Source organism: Haloferax prahovense (assembly GCF_000723845.1).
Lineage (GTDB): Archaea > Halobacteriota > Halobacteria > Halobacteriales > Haloferacaceae > Haloferax > Haloferax prahovense.
Genome location: NZ_LK053001.1, coordinates 342,322 through 359,352, shown reverse-complemented (window position 1 = coordinate 359,352; position 17,031 = coordinate 342,322). Strand labels below are relative to the sequence as shown.

12 protein-coding genes are annotated in these 17,031 nt (G+C 65.1%); 6 read left to right on the top strand and 6 right to left on the bottom strand.

Annotation, left to right across the window (positions count from 1 at the left end; translation table 11 throughout):
- The first annotated feature begins 170 nt into the window (after nucleotides 1-170).
- Both BN984_RS16625 and BN984_RS16620 read left to right on the top strand, forming a co-directional pair.
- Nucleotides 171-1,319, top strand: coding sequence for a Gfo/Idh/MocA family protein (locus tag BN984_RS16625; protein ID WP_049968777.1), 1,149 nt, complete (start codon nucleotides 171-173; stop codon nucleotides 1,317-1,319).
- A gap of 23 nt (nucleotides 1,320-1,342) precedes the next feature.
- Nucleotides 1,343-2,719: a DUF362 domain-containing protein gene (locus BN984_RS16620; protein ID WP_004041218.1), complete on the top strand. Its 1,377-nt coding sequence runs from the start codon at nucleotides 1,343-1,345 to the stop codon at nucleotides 2,717-2,719.
- A gap of 48 nt (nucleotides 2,720-2,767) precedes the next feature.
- Here the strand turns inward: BN984_RS16620 and BN984_RS16615 are convergent, their stop codons facing one another.
- The 3 genes from BN984_RS16615 to BN984_RS16605 form a co-directional block, all read right to left on the bottom strand.
- Nucleotides 2,768-4,306, bottom strand: a complete 1,539-nt coding sequence (locus BN984_RS16615; protein WP_049968776.1) for a glycoside hydrolase family 28 protein — start codon at nucleotides 4,304-4,306, stop codon at nucleotides 2,768-2,770.
- Nucleotides 4,307-4,423: 117 nt separating this feature from the next.
- Nucleotides 4,424-5,479, bottom strand: coding sequence for an alpha/beta hydrolase family protein (locus BN984_RS16610; protein ID WP_049968775.1), 1,056 nt, complete (start codon nucleotides 5,477-5,479; stop codon nucleotides 4,424-4,426).
- A 490-nt stretch (nucleotides 5,480-5,969) separates the two neighbouring features.
- On the bottom strand, nucleotides 5,970-6,212 hold the full coding sequence (locus BN984_RS16605; protein ID WP_229722663.1) for a hypothetical protein: 243 nt from the start codon (nucleotides 6,210-6,212) through the stop codon (nucleotides 5,970-5,972).
- Between the two features lie 154 nt (nucleotides 6,213-6,366).
- Here BN984_RS16605 and BN984_RS16600 point away from each other — a divergent pair, with 154 nt between their 5' ends.
- Together BN984_RS16600 and BN984_RS16595 are read left to right on the top strand one after the other, a co-directional pair.
- Nucleotides 6,367-8,463, top strand: coding sequence for an ABC transporter substrate-binding protein (locus tag BN984_RS16600; protein WP_008097178.1), 2,097 nt, complete (start codon nucleotides 6,367-6,369; stop codon nucleotides 8,461-8,463).
- Nucleotides 8,464-8,670: 207 nt separating this feature from the next.
- On the top strand, nucleotides 8,671-10,797 hold the full coding sequence (locus BN984_RS16595; RefSeq protein WP_008097170.1) for an ABC transporter permease subunit: 2,127 nt from the start codon (nucleotides 8,671-8,673) through the stop codon (nucleotides 10,795-10,797).
- Nucleotides 10,798-11,030: 233 nt separating this feature from the next.
- On the opposite strand, the gene BN984_RS16590 is transcribed toward BN984_RS16595, so the two are convergent.
- Complete coding sequence (locus BN984_RS16590) at nucleotides 11,031-11,249, bottom strand: hypothetical protein (protein WP_004041212.1); 219 nt, start codon at nucleotides 11,247-11,249, stop codon at nucleotides 11,031-11,033.
- A gap of 215 nt (nucleotides 11,250-11,464) precedes the next feature.
- On the opposite strand from BN984_RS16590, the gene BN984_RS16585 reads away from it, so the two are divergent.
- Together BN984_RS16585 and BN984_RS16580 are read left to right on the top strand one after the other, a co-directional pair.
- Nucleotides 11,465-12,526, top strand: coding sequence for an ABC transporter ATP-binding protein (locus BN984_RS16585; protein WP_008097169.1), 1,062 nt, complete (start codon nucleotides 11,465-11,467; stop codon nucleotides 12,524-12,526).
- On the top strand, nucleotides 12,523-13,638 hold the full coding sequence (locus BN984_RS16580; protein WP_008097168.1) for an ABC transporter ATP-binding protein: 1,116 nt from the start codon (nucleotides 12,523-12,525) through the stop codon (nucleotides 13,636-13,638). The genes BN984_RS16585 and BN984_RS16580 overlap by 4 nt, the downstream gene beginning before the upstream one ends.
- Before the next feature lie 137 nt (nucleotides 13,639-13,775).
- Here the strand turns inward: BN984_RS16580 and BN984_RS16575 are convergent, their stop codons facing one another.
- Together BN984_RS16575 and BN984_RS16570 are read right to left on the bottom strand one after the other, a co-directional pair.
- Complete coding sequence (locus tag BN984_RS16575; protein WP_049968774.1) at nucleotides 13,776-14,897, bottom strand: Gfo/Idh/MocA family protein; 1,122 nt, start codon at nucleotides 14,895-14,897, stop codon at nucleotides 13,776-13,778.
- Between the two features lie 156 nt (nucleotides 14,898-15,053).
- Nucleotides 15,054-16,895 (bottom strand): DUF1349 domain-containing protein, encoded by a 1,842-nt coding sequence (locus BN984_RS16570; protein WP_081909248.1) that lies wholly within the window; start codon nucleotides 16,893-16,895, stop codon nucleotides 15,054-15,056.
- Nucleotides 16,896-17,031: the final 136 nt, after the last annotated feature.

The window sequence follows — 17,031 nt, the reverse complement described above, 5'->3', positions numbered from 1 at the left end:
TAGAGGCGTTCACTCACACACGTCCTCGATTACGCTCTGTCGGACATCGTCGTAATCGACGGTTCGCGGATGCAGGCGACGGTCAGGCGCGCGAATCGTTCCGGCGGAAACCGAAACCATGCAAAAGGTTATTACACTCCGACCAGCAGATTGGTGCAACGAGTCAGCACATGCAAGAGCTAGGTATCATCATGAACGGCGTGACCGGCCGGATGGGAACGAATCAGCATCTCATCCGCTCCATCGTCGCGCTGCGCGAGGAGGGCGGCGTGGAACTTCCCAGCGGGGAACGAGTAATGCCCGACCCGCTTCTCGTCGGCCGTAACGAACGCAAACTCCGCGAACTGAGCGAGGAACACGGTATCGACCGATGGACCGTCGACCCCGACCTCGAGACGTGTCTCGACGGCGACGACGAGGTGTACTTCGACTCGCAGATAACCCCCCGCCGCCCGGACAGCGTCATGAAGGCCATCGACGCCGGAAAGCACGTCTACTGCGAGAAACCGCTGGCGAGCGACCTCAGCGCCGCGCTCGACGTGGCCGGGATGGCCGAAGAGAGCGACGTGAAACACGGTATCGTCCAAGACAAACTCTGGCTCCCGGGGCTGTTGAAGCTCCAGCGACTCATCGAACAGGACTTCTTCGGCGACATCCTTTCGGTGCGCGTCGAGTTCGGCTACTGGGTGTTCACCGGCCACGGCCAGGAGGCACAGCGCCCCTCGTGGAACTACCGCGCCGAGGACGGCGGCGGTATCGTCGACGACATGTTCTCCCATTGGAGCTACGTGCTGGAGAACCTCTTCGGCGAGGTGGAGTCCGTCCGCTGTCTCCAGAAGACCCACATCGACGAGCGAATCGACGAGGACGGCGAGCCCTACGAGGCGACCGCGGACGACGCCGCCTACGCCATCATGGAGCTGGAAGACGACATCGTCGCCCAGCTCAACTCCTCGTGGACCGTCCGCGTCAACCGCGACGACCTCCTCGAGATTCAGGTCGACGGGACCGAGGGAAGCGCGGTCGCCGGCCTGCGCGACTGCAAGACGCAGGGCCACGCGAACACGCCGAAGCCGGAGTGGAACCCCGACACGCCGAAGGAACACGACTTCTACGAGGACTGGACGGGCGTCCCGAACAATCAGGTGTTCGAGAACGCGTTCAAGCTCCAGTGGGAGAAGTTCATCCGGCACGTCGTCGCCGACGAACCGTTCCCGTGGGACTTCACCGCCGGGGCGCGCGGCGTCCAGCTCACCGAGGCGAGCTATCGGTCCTCAGAGGAGGGCCGCCGCGTCGTCCTCGACGACCTCAGCGTGTAGAAAGGCCCCCGACGAACAGTTTTATGTCGAACTCGGCCGTCGAGTTCCGCATGCACACAGATGGCGACGAGAACCCCGTAGACTGGCTCTCAGTCCCGGAAGACGTTATCCTCGAAGCGTGCGGTAACCCCTCTCTCCCCGAGTTAGGTATCATCGAACAGGTCTGGGAGACGAATCCGATTCCGGCGGCCGACGTTCCGGAGGCGGCCGCGAAGGCCGTCGCCGCGCTGTCGTTCGCGGCTGTTCCCGAGGGTGGCGAGGTCGCGCTCGGCGTCGGGAGCCGCGGTATCGCGAACATACCCGACATCGTCGCGGGCGTCGTCGACGCCGTCTCCGAGGCGGGCTACGAGCCGTTCGTCTTCCCCGCGATGGGGAGCCACGGCGGCGCGACCGGCGACGGACAGCGGGAGATGCTGAACGAACTCGGCATCACCGAGGAGCGAATCGGCTGCGAGATTCGGTCCAGTATGGAGGTCGTGGAGGTCGGGCGCACGCCGGACCGCGACGTGCCCGTCGTCGCCGACGCCAACGCCGCGGGCGCGGACGCCATCATCCCCATCAACCGCGTCAAGCCCCACACAGACTTCGACGGCGAGGTCGAAAGCGGGCTGTCGAAGATGCTCGTCATCGGCATGGGCAAACAGCGCGGCGCGCAAATCGCCCACAAGTGGGCCGTCGACTGGTCGTTCCGACGGATGATTCCCGAGATAACCGAGCAACTGCTGGACTCGCTTCCCATCGTGGGCGGCGTCGCCATCGTGGAAGACCAGCACGACGACACCACGCTCATCGAGGGCGTCCCCCCGTCGGGATTCCTCGACCGCGAGCGCGAACTGCTCGAAACCGCGTACGAACTGATGCCGAAGCTCCCGTTCGAGGAGCTCGATTTGGTCGTGTTCGACCGACAGGGCAAGGAGATTAGCGGGCAGGGGATGGACACGAACGTCATCGGCCGCCGACCGTTTTCCATCAACGAGCCCGCGCCCGAGAAGCCGAACATCAAGCGCATCTACACCCACGGGCTGACCGAGAAGACCCACGGCAACGCGATGGGCGTCGGGTCGGCCGACGTGATTCACGAGGACATCGTCGCCGAGTTGGACGCGCAGACGACGCTCATCAACGCGCTCACCGCGAGCACCATCCGCGGCGTGAAACTCCCGCCCGTCGTCGAGACCGACCGCGCGGGCGTGGTCGCCGCGCTGTCGACAATCGGCGTCGTCGAGCCCGACACGGTCCGGGTCGTCCGCGCGGCCGACACCATGCATCTCCACCGGCTGTACGCCTCGCCGGCGCTCGTCGAGGAGGCCCGCGAGCGAGACGACCTGCGCGTGGTCGAAGATCCCACACCGATAGCGTTCGAGGACGGCCAGTTCGCCGCGCCGTCACTCCGGGACTGAAGAACGCGAGCGCGTCTTTTTCGGAAAAACGAGTGCGTCGGGCGTCGCCTACCGCTCGACCGTTTCTGGCTGCACCGAGACGACGGCCTCGTCCATGTCGCCGTAGTTGCCGGCGAGGAGTACCGAGGACTCGCCGTCGCTCTCGCCGCGGACGCGGGCGAACGGCTCGCCGTCGTCGGGGGCGACGCAGCCGCCGATTCGGAGGTTCTCGACGCCGTCTGCCTCGACTGCCGGCCCCTCGTCCGCCTCGGCCTCGAAACCGTCGAGGACGACGGTCGAACTCGCTTCCGCGGTCAGCGGGGTCCCGCTCCCGTCGGGGACCGTCACGCGAACGTCTTTGAACGAGACGCGACCGAGCGACTTACAGAAGACGCCGTGTCGCTGGTCGTACCCCTTCGCCATCGCCGGCGAGAGGTCCGAGGCGTCGAACGGGCGGGTCGCGTCGATGTCCACGTCGGTAAAGGAGATTCCCTCGAACCGCTGTTCGGGGAGGCCGGCGAGGAACGCCGCCGACTCGACCTCCTCGGCGGTGATGTGGTGGAAGTCGACGTTTCGGACGTTCGGCGTCGCCTCGGTGACGGGCTTGGGGTCGCTGTCGATGTCCGTCTGGTAGTAGCCGTTGATGACGAACGGGCAGGCGACGCGGCGCATGATGATGGTGTCGAACCGGAGGTCCTCGACCGTCCCGCCGCGGCCGCGCTTGGACTTGATGCGGATGCCGCGGTCGGTGTCGGTGAAGGTGCAGTTCGTGACGGTGACGTGCCGCACGTCGCCGGCAGTCTCGCTCCCGATGACGACGCCGCCGTGGCCGTGTTCGACCGTACAGTTGGTTACGACGACGTTCTCGGTCGGGCGTCCGACCTCGCGGCCCTGCTCGTCCTTGCCGGACTTCAGGCAGATGGCGTCGTCGCCGGCGTCGATGTGGGTGTCGCTGACCCTGACAAAGCGCGAGGAGTCGATGTCGATGCCGTCGCCGTTCGGGGCGTCCGGCGGGTTCTGAATCGAGACGTCGTGAATCGTCACGTCGTCGGAGTAGACGACGTGCGTGTTCCAGAACGGGGAGTTCCGGAGCGTCACGCCGGAGACGGTCACGTTCTCACAGCCGTCTATCTGGAGCAGCGGCGGGCGCACCGTGAACGTGCTCACCTCGTCCTGCTGGTTGCCGCTTCGAATCTCCTCGAGTCGCGCGGCGAGTTCGGAGGGGTACTGCTCGGGCGGTAACGACACGAACTCCCACCAGTAGGAGCCGCCGCCGTCGATGACGCCCTCGCCGGTGATGGTGACGTTCGAGGCGTCGGCCACGTGGAGACACGGGTGGAAGCCGTCTTGGTCCCACCCCTCCCAGCGGCTCTCGACCGTCGGGAACTCGGTGAAGTCCTGGACGAACCGGAGTTCCGCCCCGTTTGCCAGTCTGAAGGTCGTGTCGTCGCCGACGCGGAGCGGGGCGCTGCGGTACGTCCCGGGCGGGAGATACACCTCGCCGCCCTCGCCGGCGCAGTCGTCGAGCGCCGCCTGAATCGCCGCCGTGTCGAGCGAATCGTCGTCTTCGATACCGTAGTCGCGCACGTTCCGCTGTTCGAGAGTCACGCCTGAAGCATCCGCGAGCGCGTTCATAAACGTTGTGCCGAGGTACCACGACGCACCGAAATCGGCGACGAGAGGCGAGACGAGAGACGGAAGCGGGGGCGGAGAGAGCACGCCGACTCAGAGTCGGTCGCGCAGGAAGGGCCACGCGCCGGCCTCGAAGAAGCGGTGGCCGCCGTCGCCGACGAAGAGGCTGCACTCTCCCTCGGCGTCCGCAGCGCGGTACCGACCCTGGATGCGGTCGAACGCCCGTCTCGTCCCGGCTATCGGGAAGATGGGGTCGGATTCGCCCGCGACGATGCGGAGCGACCGCGGAGCGACGAGGCCGGCGATATCCCACACTTCGCCGAGGCGTCGGAGGCCGGGGACGTAGTTGCACAGGCAGTGGTCGATGGGGACGATGGAGTCCTCGAACGGACAGACCGACGCGCAGGCGACGACGTGCCCGATTCGGTCGTCGAGCGCGCCCGCGAGCAGCGCGACGGTCCCGCCGCCGGAGTGGCCGCAGACGGCCAGTCGGTCGGCGTCGAGCGCGGAGTGCCCCTCGACGAAGTCGACCAGACGACGCACGTCCCACACGCGCTCGCCGACGAGCGACCGGCCGAGGAGTTGGGCGCGCTTCTGCCAGCGCGTACACGCGCTGACGGCGTCGGACGAGTCCGAGTCGTCGGATGTGTCGGGTGACAGCTCGCCGAAGGCGCGCATGTCGGGAGCGACGACGGCGAAGCCCCGCCGGGCCGCCTGTCGGGCCATGTCTCGTCGGTCGTCGGCGATGTGACGGCCGGCCGCCTCGCCCTCGGCGACGCCGGCGGCGAGGTCTTTGCCGTGTTCGGTGTGGCCGTGAAGCGCGACGGCGACGGGGTACGGCGGGTCCACCGAGTCGGGGAGAAGCAGGTAGAACGGGACGCGGAACCCCCGTTCGGTGCGGACGCTCCACGTCCGTCGCTCGTAACTCCGGTGTCGAACCGTCGCTTCCGGATGCTCCCGTCGCCTCGGGTCGATGTTCTCGACGGCGCTGTCGCGAACCGCCGGAAATCCGAGCACGTCGCGCAGTTCGGCGCGGAACGACTCCTGCCACGCCTCGAATTCCTGTCCTGTCTCACCCGCGTACGCGGCCGAGCCGTCGGTCGCTCGGAGGACGTCGTCGAACCAGTCGTCGTAGTCGAAGCCAGTCATTCGGTGTCGTTCCGACGAACGCAACGGGTTCACAAGTGCGTGTCGACGTCGCGGATCGGAGGATTGTTCCCCGTAGGCGAACAAACCTAAATGCGAATGAAATCGGGCGTAAAACCCATCACTCGTCGGTTTTCGGTCGTTTTCGATGGAGAACGAACCGACCTGAAATCGGGAGAATGAGCATTACGGTTGTAGCGTCGTCACGGCGCGTGGCGAACCGAGTCAATCCCCATTTCCGCTAGTAGAGGCCACAAATGCCACGATTCTGATGTTCGCGGCGGCGACTGGGACGCCACTCAGCGAGGACGCCCAACCGAATTCGGATGTTGAGTTCCCCATACGCGAACAAAAACTAACATCTCAATTACAAATTAGGAACGAAAATCGGAAGACAGCGGCGAGATAGCGATGAAAGAGATACTATGATATGAAGAACAGTGATGAGCCGAGTCGGGAGAGACGACGGGAGAAAACAGAAAGCCGAAAGCGTTCAGTCGAGGGCGTCACTCAGGTAGCCGCACCGCCAGAAGACGACGCCGACGGTCGCGAGGAGCACGCCGGCGAGGGCGAAGTCCATCATGAGGACGACGTACGACGCGGTCCCGCGTTCGATGCCCGTCATCGCGAGGAGGCCGAGGACGACGATGAGCAGCGTAAACGAGAGCACGCTCGTCCACAGCATCTTCTTTCGGCAAATCCAACATTTGAAGTACGACCGTTCTGAGGTTCCCATTACCGGCGATTTCGCAAAACGGGATAATAGTCCTTTGGGGGACCGCCCCGCGCGTCGCGAGAGTCACGGGCGCGGCCGCGTAATCAAATAATGTCAGTAGATAATTACCATTATCGATGGGTATATATGGGATAGTCATAATGGGTACTGTGTGATGGATTCGCAAAGCAGCGCTGAGTCCGACAAGTGGATCAGCGACGACGAGTGGGAAGACGTATCGCCACAGACGCGCCGTCGTCTGCTTCGAAACGCGTTCGGTGCCACGGCCGGCGCCGCTGCGCTGGCTGGCTGTAGTCAGGGCGGGAACGAGGATACGCCGACGCCGCTCGAGAACGAAGGCGGTGGCGGCGGGAGCACGACGACTGACGGCGATTCGACCAGCCAGTCGTCGGGTCGAACGCTCGACCACATCATCTCGCTCGCGCCGACGAACGCCCGGTTCAATCCGTACGGCAACGCCGCGAACTTCTCGTTCCGGTGGTACTGGGCGATGTTCGACCAACTGGCCGTCCACGACAAGGTGTCGAACAAGACGAAAGGGATGGTCGTCGAGGACTGGGAGTACGCCGACAACGGACAGGTCGCGTGGAACATCCGCGACACCTACACGTGGCACAACGGCGACGACCTGACCGCGGAGGACGTGGCGACCCAGCTCAAAATCGGCAAGCTGATGCAGACCGTCCACAAGGGCTACGGCGCGCAACCGCTGTACGAGAACGTGGAGACGACCGGGAAGTACGAACTCACGTTCGACCTGGTCGAGCCCGACATCAGCCGGGAGATATTCGAGTTCGGTCACATGAAACGCCGCGCGTGGCTCTGGGCGCACCGAGACATCTGGGGGAAGTACGCCGAGATGTTCGACGACGCCACCACCGAATCGGAACGGACCTCCGCCCAGCAGGAGATGATGCAGGCGGTTCAACAGAACGTCTGGGACAACGCGAACGTCCCGGGGAACTCCGTCTGGGAGTTCGTCAGCGGAGAGGAGAACGTCGCGCACTTCGAACCCTACGACGACTACGTCAGCCCCTTCAGCGACGCCGAGTGGTCGAACGGCGAGATTACGGGCGACATGATAGACTACAGCCTCGACTGGCACCGCTACCCGAACCAGCAACAGCGGACCAAGGCGATGCAGGAGGGCGTCATCGACGTGAGCTACCCGCCGGAGTCGCAGTCCGCTCGTGACCGGCTCAAGGAGAACGGGTGGGGGCCGGCCGACAGCCTCTCCGAGGACCAGATTACGCCGCAGATGCGCAGCGGGGCGATGGGCGTCCTGCTCAACTGTCAGAGCGACATCACCGGCGACCCGCGCGTCCGGAAGGCGATTCACCACATCGTCCCCCGGAAGCCGCTCGTCGAGTGGGTTCCGGACTACGGCACCTACTGGGTCGAAGACCGCATTCCGTCCGGCATCGGGCAGGACAAGGAAGTGCCATGGTTCGGCGGGAACTCGAACTGGCCGAGCGGCGACCTCGCGAAGCTCGAGCGGTACGCCCACACGGAAGACGACGTGGACGAACAGCGGGCGACCGAACTCCTCGAGGCCGCCGGCTTCTCGAAGTCGGGCAACCGCTGGAAGGACCCGAACGGGGAGAACGTCACCCTTCGGTTCTACACGGCGACGTCCGACGAGGAGCCGATGGCCCTACGGTTCGCACAGATCGCGAAGTCCTACCTGGACGACTTCGGTCTCCAGACCGAAGTGACCGCACAGGAAGCGACCATCCGCGCCGGCAAGACCATGGAGTCCGGCGACTGGGAGTTACTGTTCGACAACTGGGGCGGTGCGAAGTCCGGCCCGCCGTTCCTCGGCTTCTCGAACTCCTTCAGAGTCCAGGAGTCGCTGTCCGGACAGCCGCTTCCGAGCAACGACAGCTGGGCGATGGACCGCGTCGTCGAGGTTCCGTACCCCATCGGCGACCCGGCCGGTGACCTCCAGGAAGTCGACGTCATCGACAAGCTCAACGAGCTCCGGACGCAGATGTCGGACGAAGAGCGCAGACAGAAGGTCGCGGAAGTCTCGTGGATATTCAACCAGTCGCTGCCGATGATGCTCATCAACGAGGAGGGCGGCACGGGCGGCTACTGGCTGAATCACGACAACTGGGCGACGAAGCCCCCGAACGACAACCTGAACCCGGCATACCGCTACGAGATCGTCGAGATCGGTCAGTACTCCTACTGCCAGTACATGGCCAAGATGGGAACCGAATACTTCCACCCGGCGGAGGGAGGCCAGTAACCGCGCCGAGCGCCGCCACCTGAACGAGAAACCGTCGTCTCACCGAGTCAGTCAGAACGTATCAGCCATACGGTGAACTCCCCGTCCGGAGGCGCAACGCGCCGCCTCCGGACGCGACGACGGCGAGGTCGGTTCGGTCGAGTGCGGACGAAAGTAGCCCTATTCATAATGATTAAGTACCCACATGAGAGGTAAGAACTAGCAAGGATGGTCGAGAAAAATTACTACGTGCGCCGGATAGCGCAGGCCCTGATAACGGTCTGGGCGGCGATCACGTTCTCGTTCGTGACGGTTCGGCTCATTCCCGGCGGGCCGATGGACTACATCGCCGCGCAGATCAGACAGCGGTCCGGAGGGGCGGTTTCGTCGACCCGCCTCAACCAGATGGTCGAGATGTACTCGAACATCAACCCGGACAAGCCGATGCTGCAGGCGTACGTCGAATACATCGTGTCGGTCGCGCAACTGGACTTCGGACGGTCTATCTTCTACGCGGACCCGGTCTGGAACGTGCTCGGACCGGCAATCCCGTGGACGATGTTCGTCTCGCTTTTCGCCCTCGTCATCGGCACCATCATGGTGTTTCTCATCGGCGGCTTCCTCGCCGTCCACGAGGGCGACACCTGGGACGTGGTCGGGAGTTACTTCGTCATCTTCTCCGACGCCGTCCCGTACTACATCGTCGGGCTCGTACTGCTTTTCACGCTCGGATTCGGTACCGAGTTCTTCCCCAACGGGGGGCGGTACGACAACGCGCTCACGCCCGGGTTCAACATCGAGTTCATGGCCAGCGTGCTGCGACACGCGGCGCTGCCCATCATGTCGTTCGCGCTGACCTCGTGGGGCGGCCTCGAGTTCCGCGCGCACTGTACCCGCATCATCGGTGAGGACTACGTCGACGTGGCGGAACTCAGGGGACTGCCCGACAGCCGGATTCAACTGCGGTACATCGGGTGGAACTCGATGCTGCCGATGTACACCGGCCTCATGGCCGGCCTCGCCAGCCTGTTCGGCGGGTCGGTCATTATGGAGCAGATATTCCGCTACCGCGGCATGGGCTTCTACTTCTACGAAGCCACGATGGCGCGGGACTACACGACGGTCATGGCGGCGGTCATCCTGTTTACCATCGTCACCGTCATCGGCCTGCTCATCGCCGACTTCACCTACGGCTTCATCGACCCCCGCGCCGGGCACACCCAGCGCGAGTCCTACTCGCGGTCGTACCGCGAAACGCTCCAGCGGTTCGTCAACCGCCTGCGGGGCGGCGGCGCGGACGAGACCGAAACCATCGACGACCGCATCGAAGGGAACCGCATCTCGGCCAGCGGCGCGATGAGCTTCGACGTCGATAGCTCCGACTTCTCGCGCGGAGAGTACATCAGAGAGCGAATCGACCAGAGCCTCCTGACCCCGTTCCGCATCATCTGGACCTCGCCACGGGCGCGGGTCGGCGCGATAATCCTCGGTATCTTCGGCTTCCTCGGGCTGTTCGGGCAGTTCCTCGTCCCCGAGGTCAGGCCGATGCAGGGGCCGATTCTCCTGCAACCGCTGGAGAACATGCGCTACCCGCTCGGCACCGACGACATCGGGCGCGACCTCCTCGCACAGCAGGTGCTCGCGACCCGCCCGATGCTCATCATGATGCTGTCGGGCGCGGCGGTGACGCTCGGCCTGGCCATCCTTCTCGGCGTCACGGCCGGCTACCTCGGCGGCGTCATCGACAAGGTGCTCATGACGGTGACGGACGTGATGATGAACATCCCCGGCCTGGCGCTGGTCATCGTCCTCGCCGTGATTCTCGAACCGAAGAGCCCAGTGTTCGTCGGGGTCGTGCTGGCCATCGACAACTGGCCACGGTTGGCCCGACAGCTCCGCTCGCAGGTGCTCACTATCCGCAGTGAGTCCCACGTCGAGGCCTCGCGGGTGCTCGGACTGCCAACGTCGAGCATCCTCTCGAAGAACGTCATGTCCCGGCTCATGCCGATGCTGACGATGGGGACTGTCGGCTCCATGCGGAACATCCTGATGGAGTCCGTCGGCCTGTACTTCATCGGCGTGCTGCCGTTCACGACGAGCAACTGGGGCGTCGTCCTCAACATCGCCCGCAACGGCGGCGCGCTGTCCGGCATGGACCGCTTCCACTGGCTGCTCGCGCCGATACTGTTCATCGTCACGATGACGTACGGCCTCCAGCTGTTCGCGCAGGGGACGGACCGACTGTTCAACCCCCGCCTCCGCGCGCGGCACGCGGCCACCGTCTCGACCGACGACATGGAAGGCGGTCGCGGCGGCTCGGAAGGCGGCGACGGTGCCGCATCGGCCGCGGACTAACCAACCGGACCAGCCGGTCCGTTTCGCGTCGCTGCTTTTTTCGATTATCTCGACCCGAGAGCGGTCGTGCCACGCTGTCTCAGGGAAAAGGTTAACACACGCGCTATCGACCTACGAAACGGACTTCAACCATGAAAGTGGAGAAAGAAGGAAATACGACGCGGTACCTGCTCGGCCTCGTGATACTCGTAATCCTGCTCATCGGGGTGTACTACGGATTCACCATGATGTGATCAGAACAGTCGGTACGCCCAGAGCAGTACCCGGAACGCGACGGCGACGAACACCAGCAATCCACCGATTATTCCGAACATTCCCGCCCAGACGCCGGTCTGAAGGGCGGCACCGAAGAGAATCAACAGCGCGCCGAGGAAAACCACCGTCGAGGTGACACCGCCGATTTTGGAGCGAACTGTCCACAGCACGTTCTGTCGCGTTTGCGCTTGCGCCATGTCAGCACGGACATCGCGGACGAACTTATAGTTTGCCGGTATCGGCAGCCGAACCGCCCGAAGACCCCGATATCGACGCGCATGGACTGCGCTGGCGGAAAGTATTAAGTAGTATTGAACGTGATAGATTCCTACTACGGTCACATGTTGACGATAGGCACGCGTGACGGGTGGGGTCGCTCGCCCGCCGTACGAACCGACGAGAGGGACTGACCATGGCGACACAACACACCAAACAGAAGATGCCAGACGAGCCGACGGCCGAGCACAACGTGCTAGAGATAACGAACGCGAGCGTCGCGTTCGCGATGGAACGCGGGGACGCCCGAGTCCTCGACGACGTGTCGATAAACGTCCGGCGGGGAGAAGTCCTCGGCGTCGTCGGCGAGTCGGGCTCCGGCAAGTCGATGCTGGCGGACTCCATGCTCGACGCCATCGACTCGCCGGGGACGCTCACCGGCGACGTGGTGTTCAACCCGCCGGAGGGCGGCGAGCCCATCAAGGTCAACGACCTGAGCAAGGAGGAGCTTCGCCGGTTCCGCTGGGAGCGCGTCTCGATGGTGGTCCAAGGGGCGCTCGACTCGTTCAACCCGACGCTCAGCATCGGCGACCACTTCGTCGAGACGCTCCGCGCGCACGACTACGACATCCAAGAGGGGATGGAACGCGCCCGACAGCTCATCTCCGACGTGCACCTCGAACCCGACCGCGTCCTCGACGCGTACCCCCACGAGCTGTCCGGCGGGATGAAACAGCGCGCGCTCATCGCGCTGAGTCTCATCCTCGACCCCGACGTGCTCGTGATGGACGAGCCGACCGCCGCGCTCGACCTCCTGATGCAGCAGTCGATTCTGAAGCTCCTCTCGGAGCTGAAAGCCGAGTACGACCTCACTATCGTCATCGTGACGCACGACCTGAGCCACGTCGCGCGCATCTCCGACCGCCTCGCGGTGATGTACGCCTTCGAACTGCTCGAACTCGGCCCGGTCCAAGATATCGTCATGGACCCCGCCCACCCCTACACGCGGGAGCTACTCAACTCGATACCCGACATCGACGCCGACCTCGACGAGATGGCGTCCATCGAGGGGACGAGCCCCGACCCGCTGAACGTCCCGAAGGGCTGTTCGTACCACACGCGATGCCCGCTCGCCGACGAGCAGTGCCGGGCGACGAACCCGGACCTCATCGAGGTGTCCGAGGACCACGGGGCCGCGTGCTTCTACACGGACGAAGCCCGCGAGACGATTCCCCTCAAGAAGGAGGTCTCGAAATGAGCGACGACCCCCTGCTCCGCGTCGACGACCTGAGCGTCCACTTCGGCGGCAACGAGGGCATCCTCGACCGCTTCCTCGGCGACGACAAGGGCGTCGTCCGCGCCGTCGACAACGTCTCGCTCGACATCGGCGAGAACGACGTGGTCGCGCTCGTCGGCGAGTCCGGCTGTGGCAAGACGACGCTCGGAAAGGCCATGATCGGCCTCCAGCGCCCCACCTCGGGGACGGTCCGCTTCCGCGGACAGGACATCTGGAAGTCCGACCTCGAACCCGGCGACATCCCGTACAAGGAGATTCGGAAGTCGCTCCAGATGGTCCACCAGGACGCCGGGAACTCGCTGGACCCCAACCGGACGATATTCAAGAACCTCAACCCGGCGCTGAAGAAGTGGCGGCCGGAACTCAACCTCGTCGAGCGCCGGGAGCTCGTCCACCAGATGCTCGACACGGTCGGGCTCACGCCCGCAGACGACTACGCCTCTCGGTACCCCCACCAACTGAGCGGTGGGGAGGCCCAGCGGACCGTCATCGTCCGGTCGATGCTCCTCGAACCCGACCTCATCCTCGCCGACGAGGCCGTGAGCGCCCTCGACGTGTCGCTGCGGGTGAACCTGATGGACCTCCTCCTCGAACTGCAGGAGATGTTCAGCACCTCGTTCGTCTTCATCTCGCACAACATGGCGAACGCCCGGTACCTCGCCGGTCGCGCCGACGGCCGCATCGCCGTCATGTACCTCGGCCGCATCGTCGAAATCGGCCCGGCGGACGAGATTATCAAGAACCCCCAGCACCCGTACACCAAGAGCCTCCTGTGGGCGACCTCCGGTCTCTCGGAGATAAACGACCCCATCGAGACGCCGCCGGTCAGGAAAATCGACATCCCGGACCCGGAGAACCCGCCGAGCGGCTGTCGGTTCCACACCCGCTGTCCCGAGGCGCGGGAGTACTGCACGTCGAACACGCCCGACCTCTCCGGCATGAGCGGCCCGTCGGACCGCCACGAGGCGGCCTGCTTCGACGCGCACGACAGAATCGACTACCGGAACAGCGAGCCAATCACCGACGACCTCGACATCGACGTCGCGGACGACGCGGAACAGCCGGCCGACTGAAAGAGAAACCTCGATTCGGACCGTCGTTCAGACGCCGTCGCCAACACCGAAACCGGTACCGGCACCGACACCTGTTTTCGCTCCCGCACTGACGCCCGTTTTCACTCCCGCACCGATTCCTGCGTTCACTCCCGAATTCACTCCGCGTCGCCCGTCGGGCCGAGGTCAGTCGGGAAGCCGTCGGGGACCGACGGCGGACGCTCGCACTGCGCCGAGAGTTCGACGTACGCGCCCTCCTCGGCGGACTCGCGGATGCCGTCCATCGCTTCGAGGACGTGGAACCCGAGGTCGCCGCTGGTCCGGTGGTCCCAGTCGGAGTCGAGCGAGTACGCGAGGTCGACGAGGCCGAGACCGCGCTGTTGGCCGGGGTGGTCGCGCTCGACGGAAATCTCGCGCCACTCGCCGTCGTCGTCGTCGCTGAGGTGGACGCGGGGCGTCCCGTCGAACCGGTTGGGGTCGGTGACGCTCAGCGTCCCCTCGGTGCCGTATATCTCGAATCCCGGTAGTTCTGACCCCCACACGTCGAAACTCGTCAGGAGCGTCCCCGTCGCGCCGCTTTCGAAGGTCACGACGGCCGTCTCGTGGGTCGGCACCGACACCGGAATCCGCTCGCCGCGGCGCGGTTCACTCGTTATCTCGCGCTCTGCGAACGGCGTGTTCGCGGTCCCGGCGACCGACCGAATCGGGCCGAGGAGCGTCACGAGCGACGTGAGATAGTACGGCCCCATGTCGAAAAGCGGACCGCCGCCTTCCGCGTAGAAGCCGTCGGGGTCCGGGTGCCAGTGCTCGTGGCCGTGGTTCGACCAGAACGCCGTCGCGCCGACGGGGTCGCCGATGCGGCCCTCGTCGATGAGGTCGCGACAGGTCTGGATTCCGGTGCCGAGAACGGTGTCGGGCGCGACGCCGACGGTCAGTCCGCGCTCGTCGGCGGTCTCCAGAATCGCCTCGCCTTCGGCCTTGGTCGCCGCGAGCGGCTTTTCCGTGTAGGCGTGCTTGCCCGCTCGGAGGGCAGCGGACACGAGGTCGCCGTGGGTGCCCGCCGGCGTGAGTACGACCGCAACGTCGATTTCGGGGTCGGCGAGCAGGTCCTCAGTCGGGAGGATGCGGGGGATGCCGTACTCGTCCGCCTTCGATTTCGCGCGGTCCTCATCGAGGTCGGCGCAGGCGACGATGTCGAGGGCGTCGAAGCGGTTCCCCGCCTCGAAGTACACGTCGCTGATGGCTCCACAACCGATGATACCGAGAGTCACACTCTCCATACCGGGGCGACGCGGGAGAAGTCCTAATAGTTGTTGACGGAGCGAGCGCGAGAGCGGAGTCGAGCAGTTGTTACAACTGGAAAAGATGGCGCACACGGCAGCTGGTCGAGTCTCGATTCGAGCCGGGGTTCGTTACAGTCGTGTCAGCTCGGCGGGTCAGGGAGGGCTCGCGCCCGACTCTTCGACGGCGAGCGCCCACTGAGCGACCCAGTCGCGCAGACCGCTGTCGGGGACCGAAAGCGAGCGCGTGCTTCCGCCGTGGTCGGGGTAGCCACCGACTTCGCCCTCGTCGCCGGGGATGCCGGGGGCGTTCGCCGGGTCCGAGACGTCGGTGTCGAGGCTTCGGTTGCGAATGTTGTCGATGACGCGCTGTTCGTGGCTGATGCGGTCGGCCGGGCGAGCGCCCGCGTACGCGAGGTTGTGGCTCTCGACATCGGTGGCGGGCATCGCCGTGAGTCCGCTGGGCCACAGGGGACGAGAACCGAGTTGCGTGGCCGAACAGAACGTCCGCCCGTTCAGGCCGGGGTCGGCGACGATGTTGTCTTCGATGTAGACGCTGCCGTCACCCTTGACAATCGCGTCGGACCAGTCGAACCGTCCGAGGTACGCGTTGCCGACGACGCTGGACTGAGCGCCGGGAGACGCCCAGATGGCCTTGTCGAAGTAGTAGACGATGCTGTTGGCGATGACCGACTGGGTGTCGTCTTTCAGCCGCGGGTTGCGGTCGTTGTTCGCGGCGTAGACCGTGCCGAGGATGGCGACGTTCTGCGCGCCGTTACCGACGAGCGAACCGTTGGAGTTCTCCTCGGGTTCGTCGAGCCCCTCGGCGACGAGGCAGTTCGCGAAGGTCGTGTCGGTCGTGTTGTAGCCGACAGAGAGGTTCTCGTCGCGGCCCCAGTAGGCGCTGCAGTGGTCGAAGATGACGTTCGAGGTGTCGTCGGCGTTGTTCATCGGGTCCGCGCCCTCGGCCGCGCCGCCGTCTTCCCCGCGGAAGATGCGGAGGTGCTGGACGACGCAGTCGTTCGCGTCGACCTGAATCATCCCGTTGATGAAGGTGATGCCCGGCGAGGGAGCCGTCTGGCCGGCCACCCAGCACTTGTCGTTCGTGATAGAGAGGTCGCCGCCGCCGAGGTCGACGACACCGCTGGCCTCGAAGACGACGAGGCGCGGACCGTTCGCCTCGAACGCCGCGCGGACGGCGCTCTCGGTCGCCTCTTGGACGCGGTGAACGGTCACGCTGTCGTCGAACCACGAGGCGTCAGCGAACCCGGCGTCCACGTCGAAGGAGGACCCGCCGTCGTCGGAGCCTCCATCGCCGGACCCGCCGCCGCCGTCGCTGGTCGAGACGCTACCGGCCACGTCCACGTCGCCCACGTCGTCGTTGCTCGACGGCGACAGGCCGGAGAGACTCTCGAACTCGGCCGTCGAGAGCGTGCCGGCGCTGTGGCTCGTCACCGCGAGGCCGACGTAGGCGTCCTCCGCGAAGTCGATTTCTCCGGGGGCGATGTCGGCGATGAGCGTCCAGTTGCTCCCGTCGGTCGACCCGTACGCGGAAATCGTGTCACCGCTTCGTGTGAGGCGGAGCCAGTCGGCGGTAATCGACCCGCCGCTCACCTCGCTCTCGCCGCTCCCGCCGTCGGACGTCGTGCTGACCGTGTCCGCGCCGGCGGCCGAGCGCCACTGGAGCGATGCCTCGCCGTTGGGTCGGCGGCGAACCATGGCGTTCTCGGCGTCGGCGTTCAGCGTCTGCCGGACCATGAGGCCCGCTTTGGCCCAGCTATCGGTGTTTTCCAAGGCGGTGTTGTGGACGACGACGTCGAAGTCGCCGCTCACTTCCTCGTAATAGTAGTGGAACCCGTCCGCGGCGTCCCAGATGTCTTCGCCCGCCCCCTCGACAGTGACGGTGGTCGCCGCCGCAGCAGTTCCGCTGAACGTCGCGACGGTACCGATACTACCTGCTCCGAGTGCACGCAAGAACGTGCGTCTGTTGGGAGTCATGTTATGACACCAACAAGACTCAGAACCCGCCCCGTAATAAAAATTGTTGGCGGATAATCATTATCGAGACGTAAACGGTCGAATCCCAGCCACTCAGGGCGTATCAGGCTCCGCGAAAACGCCGCGTCGGTCGAAC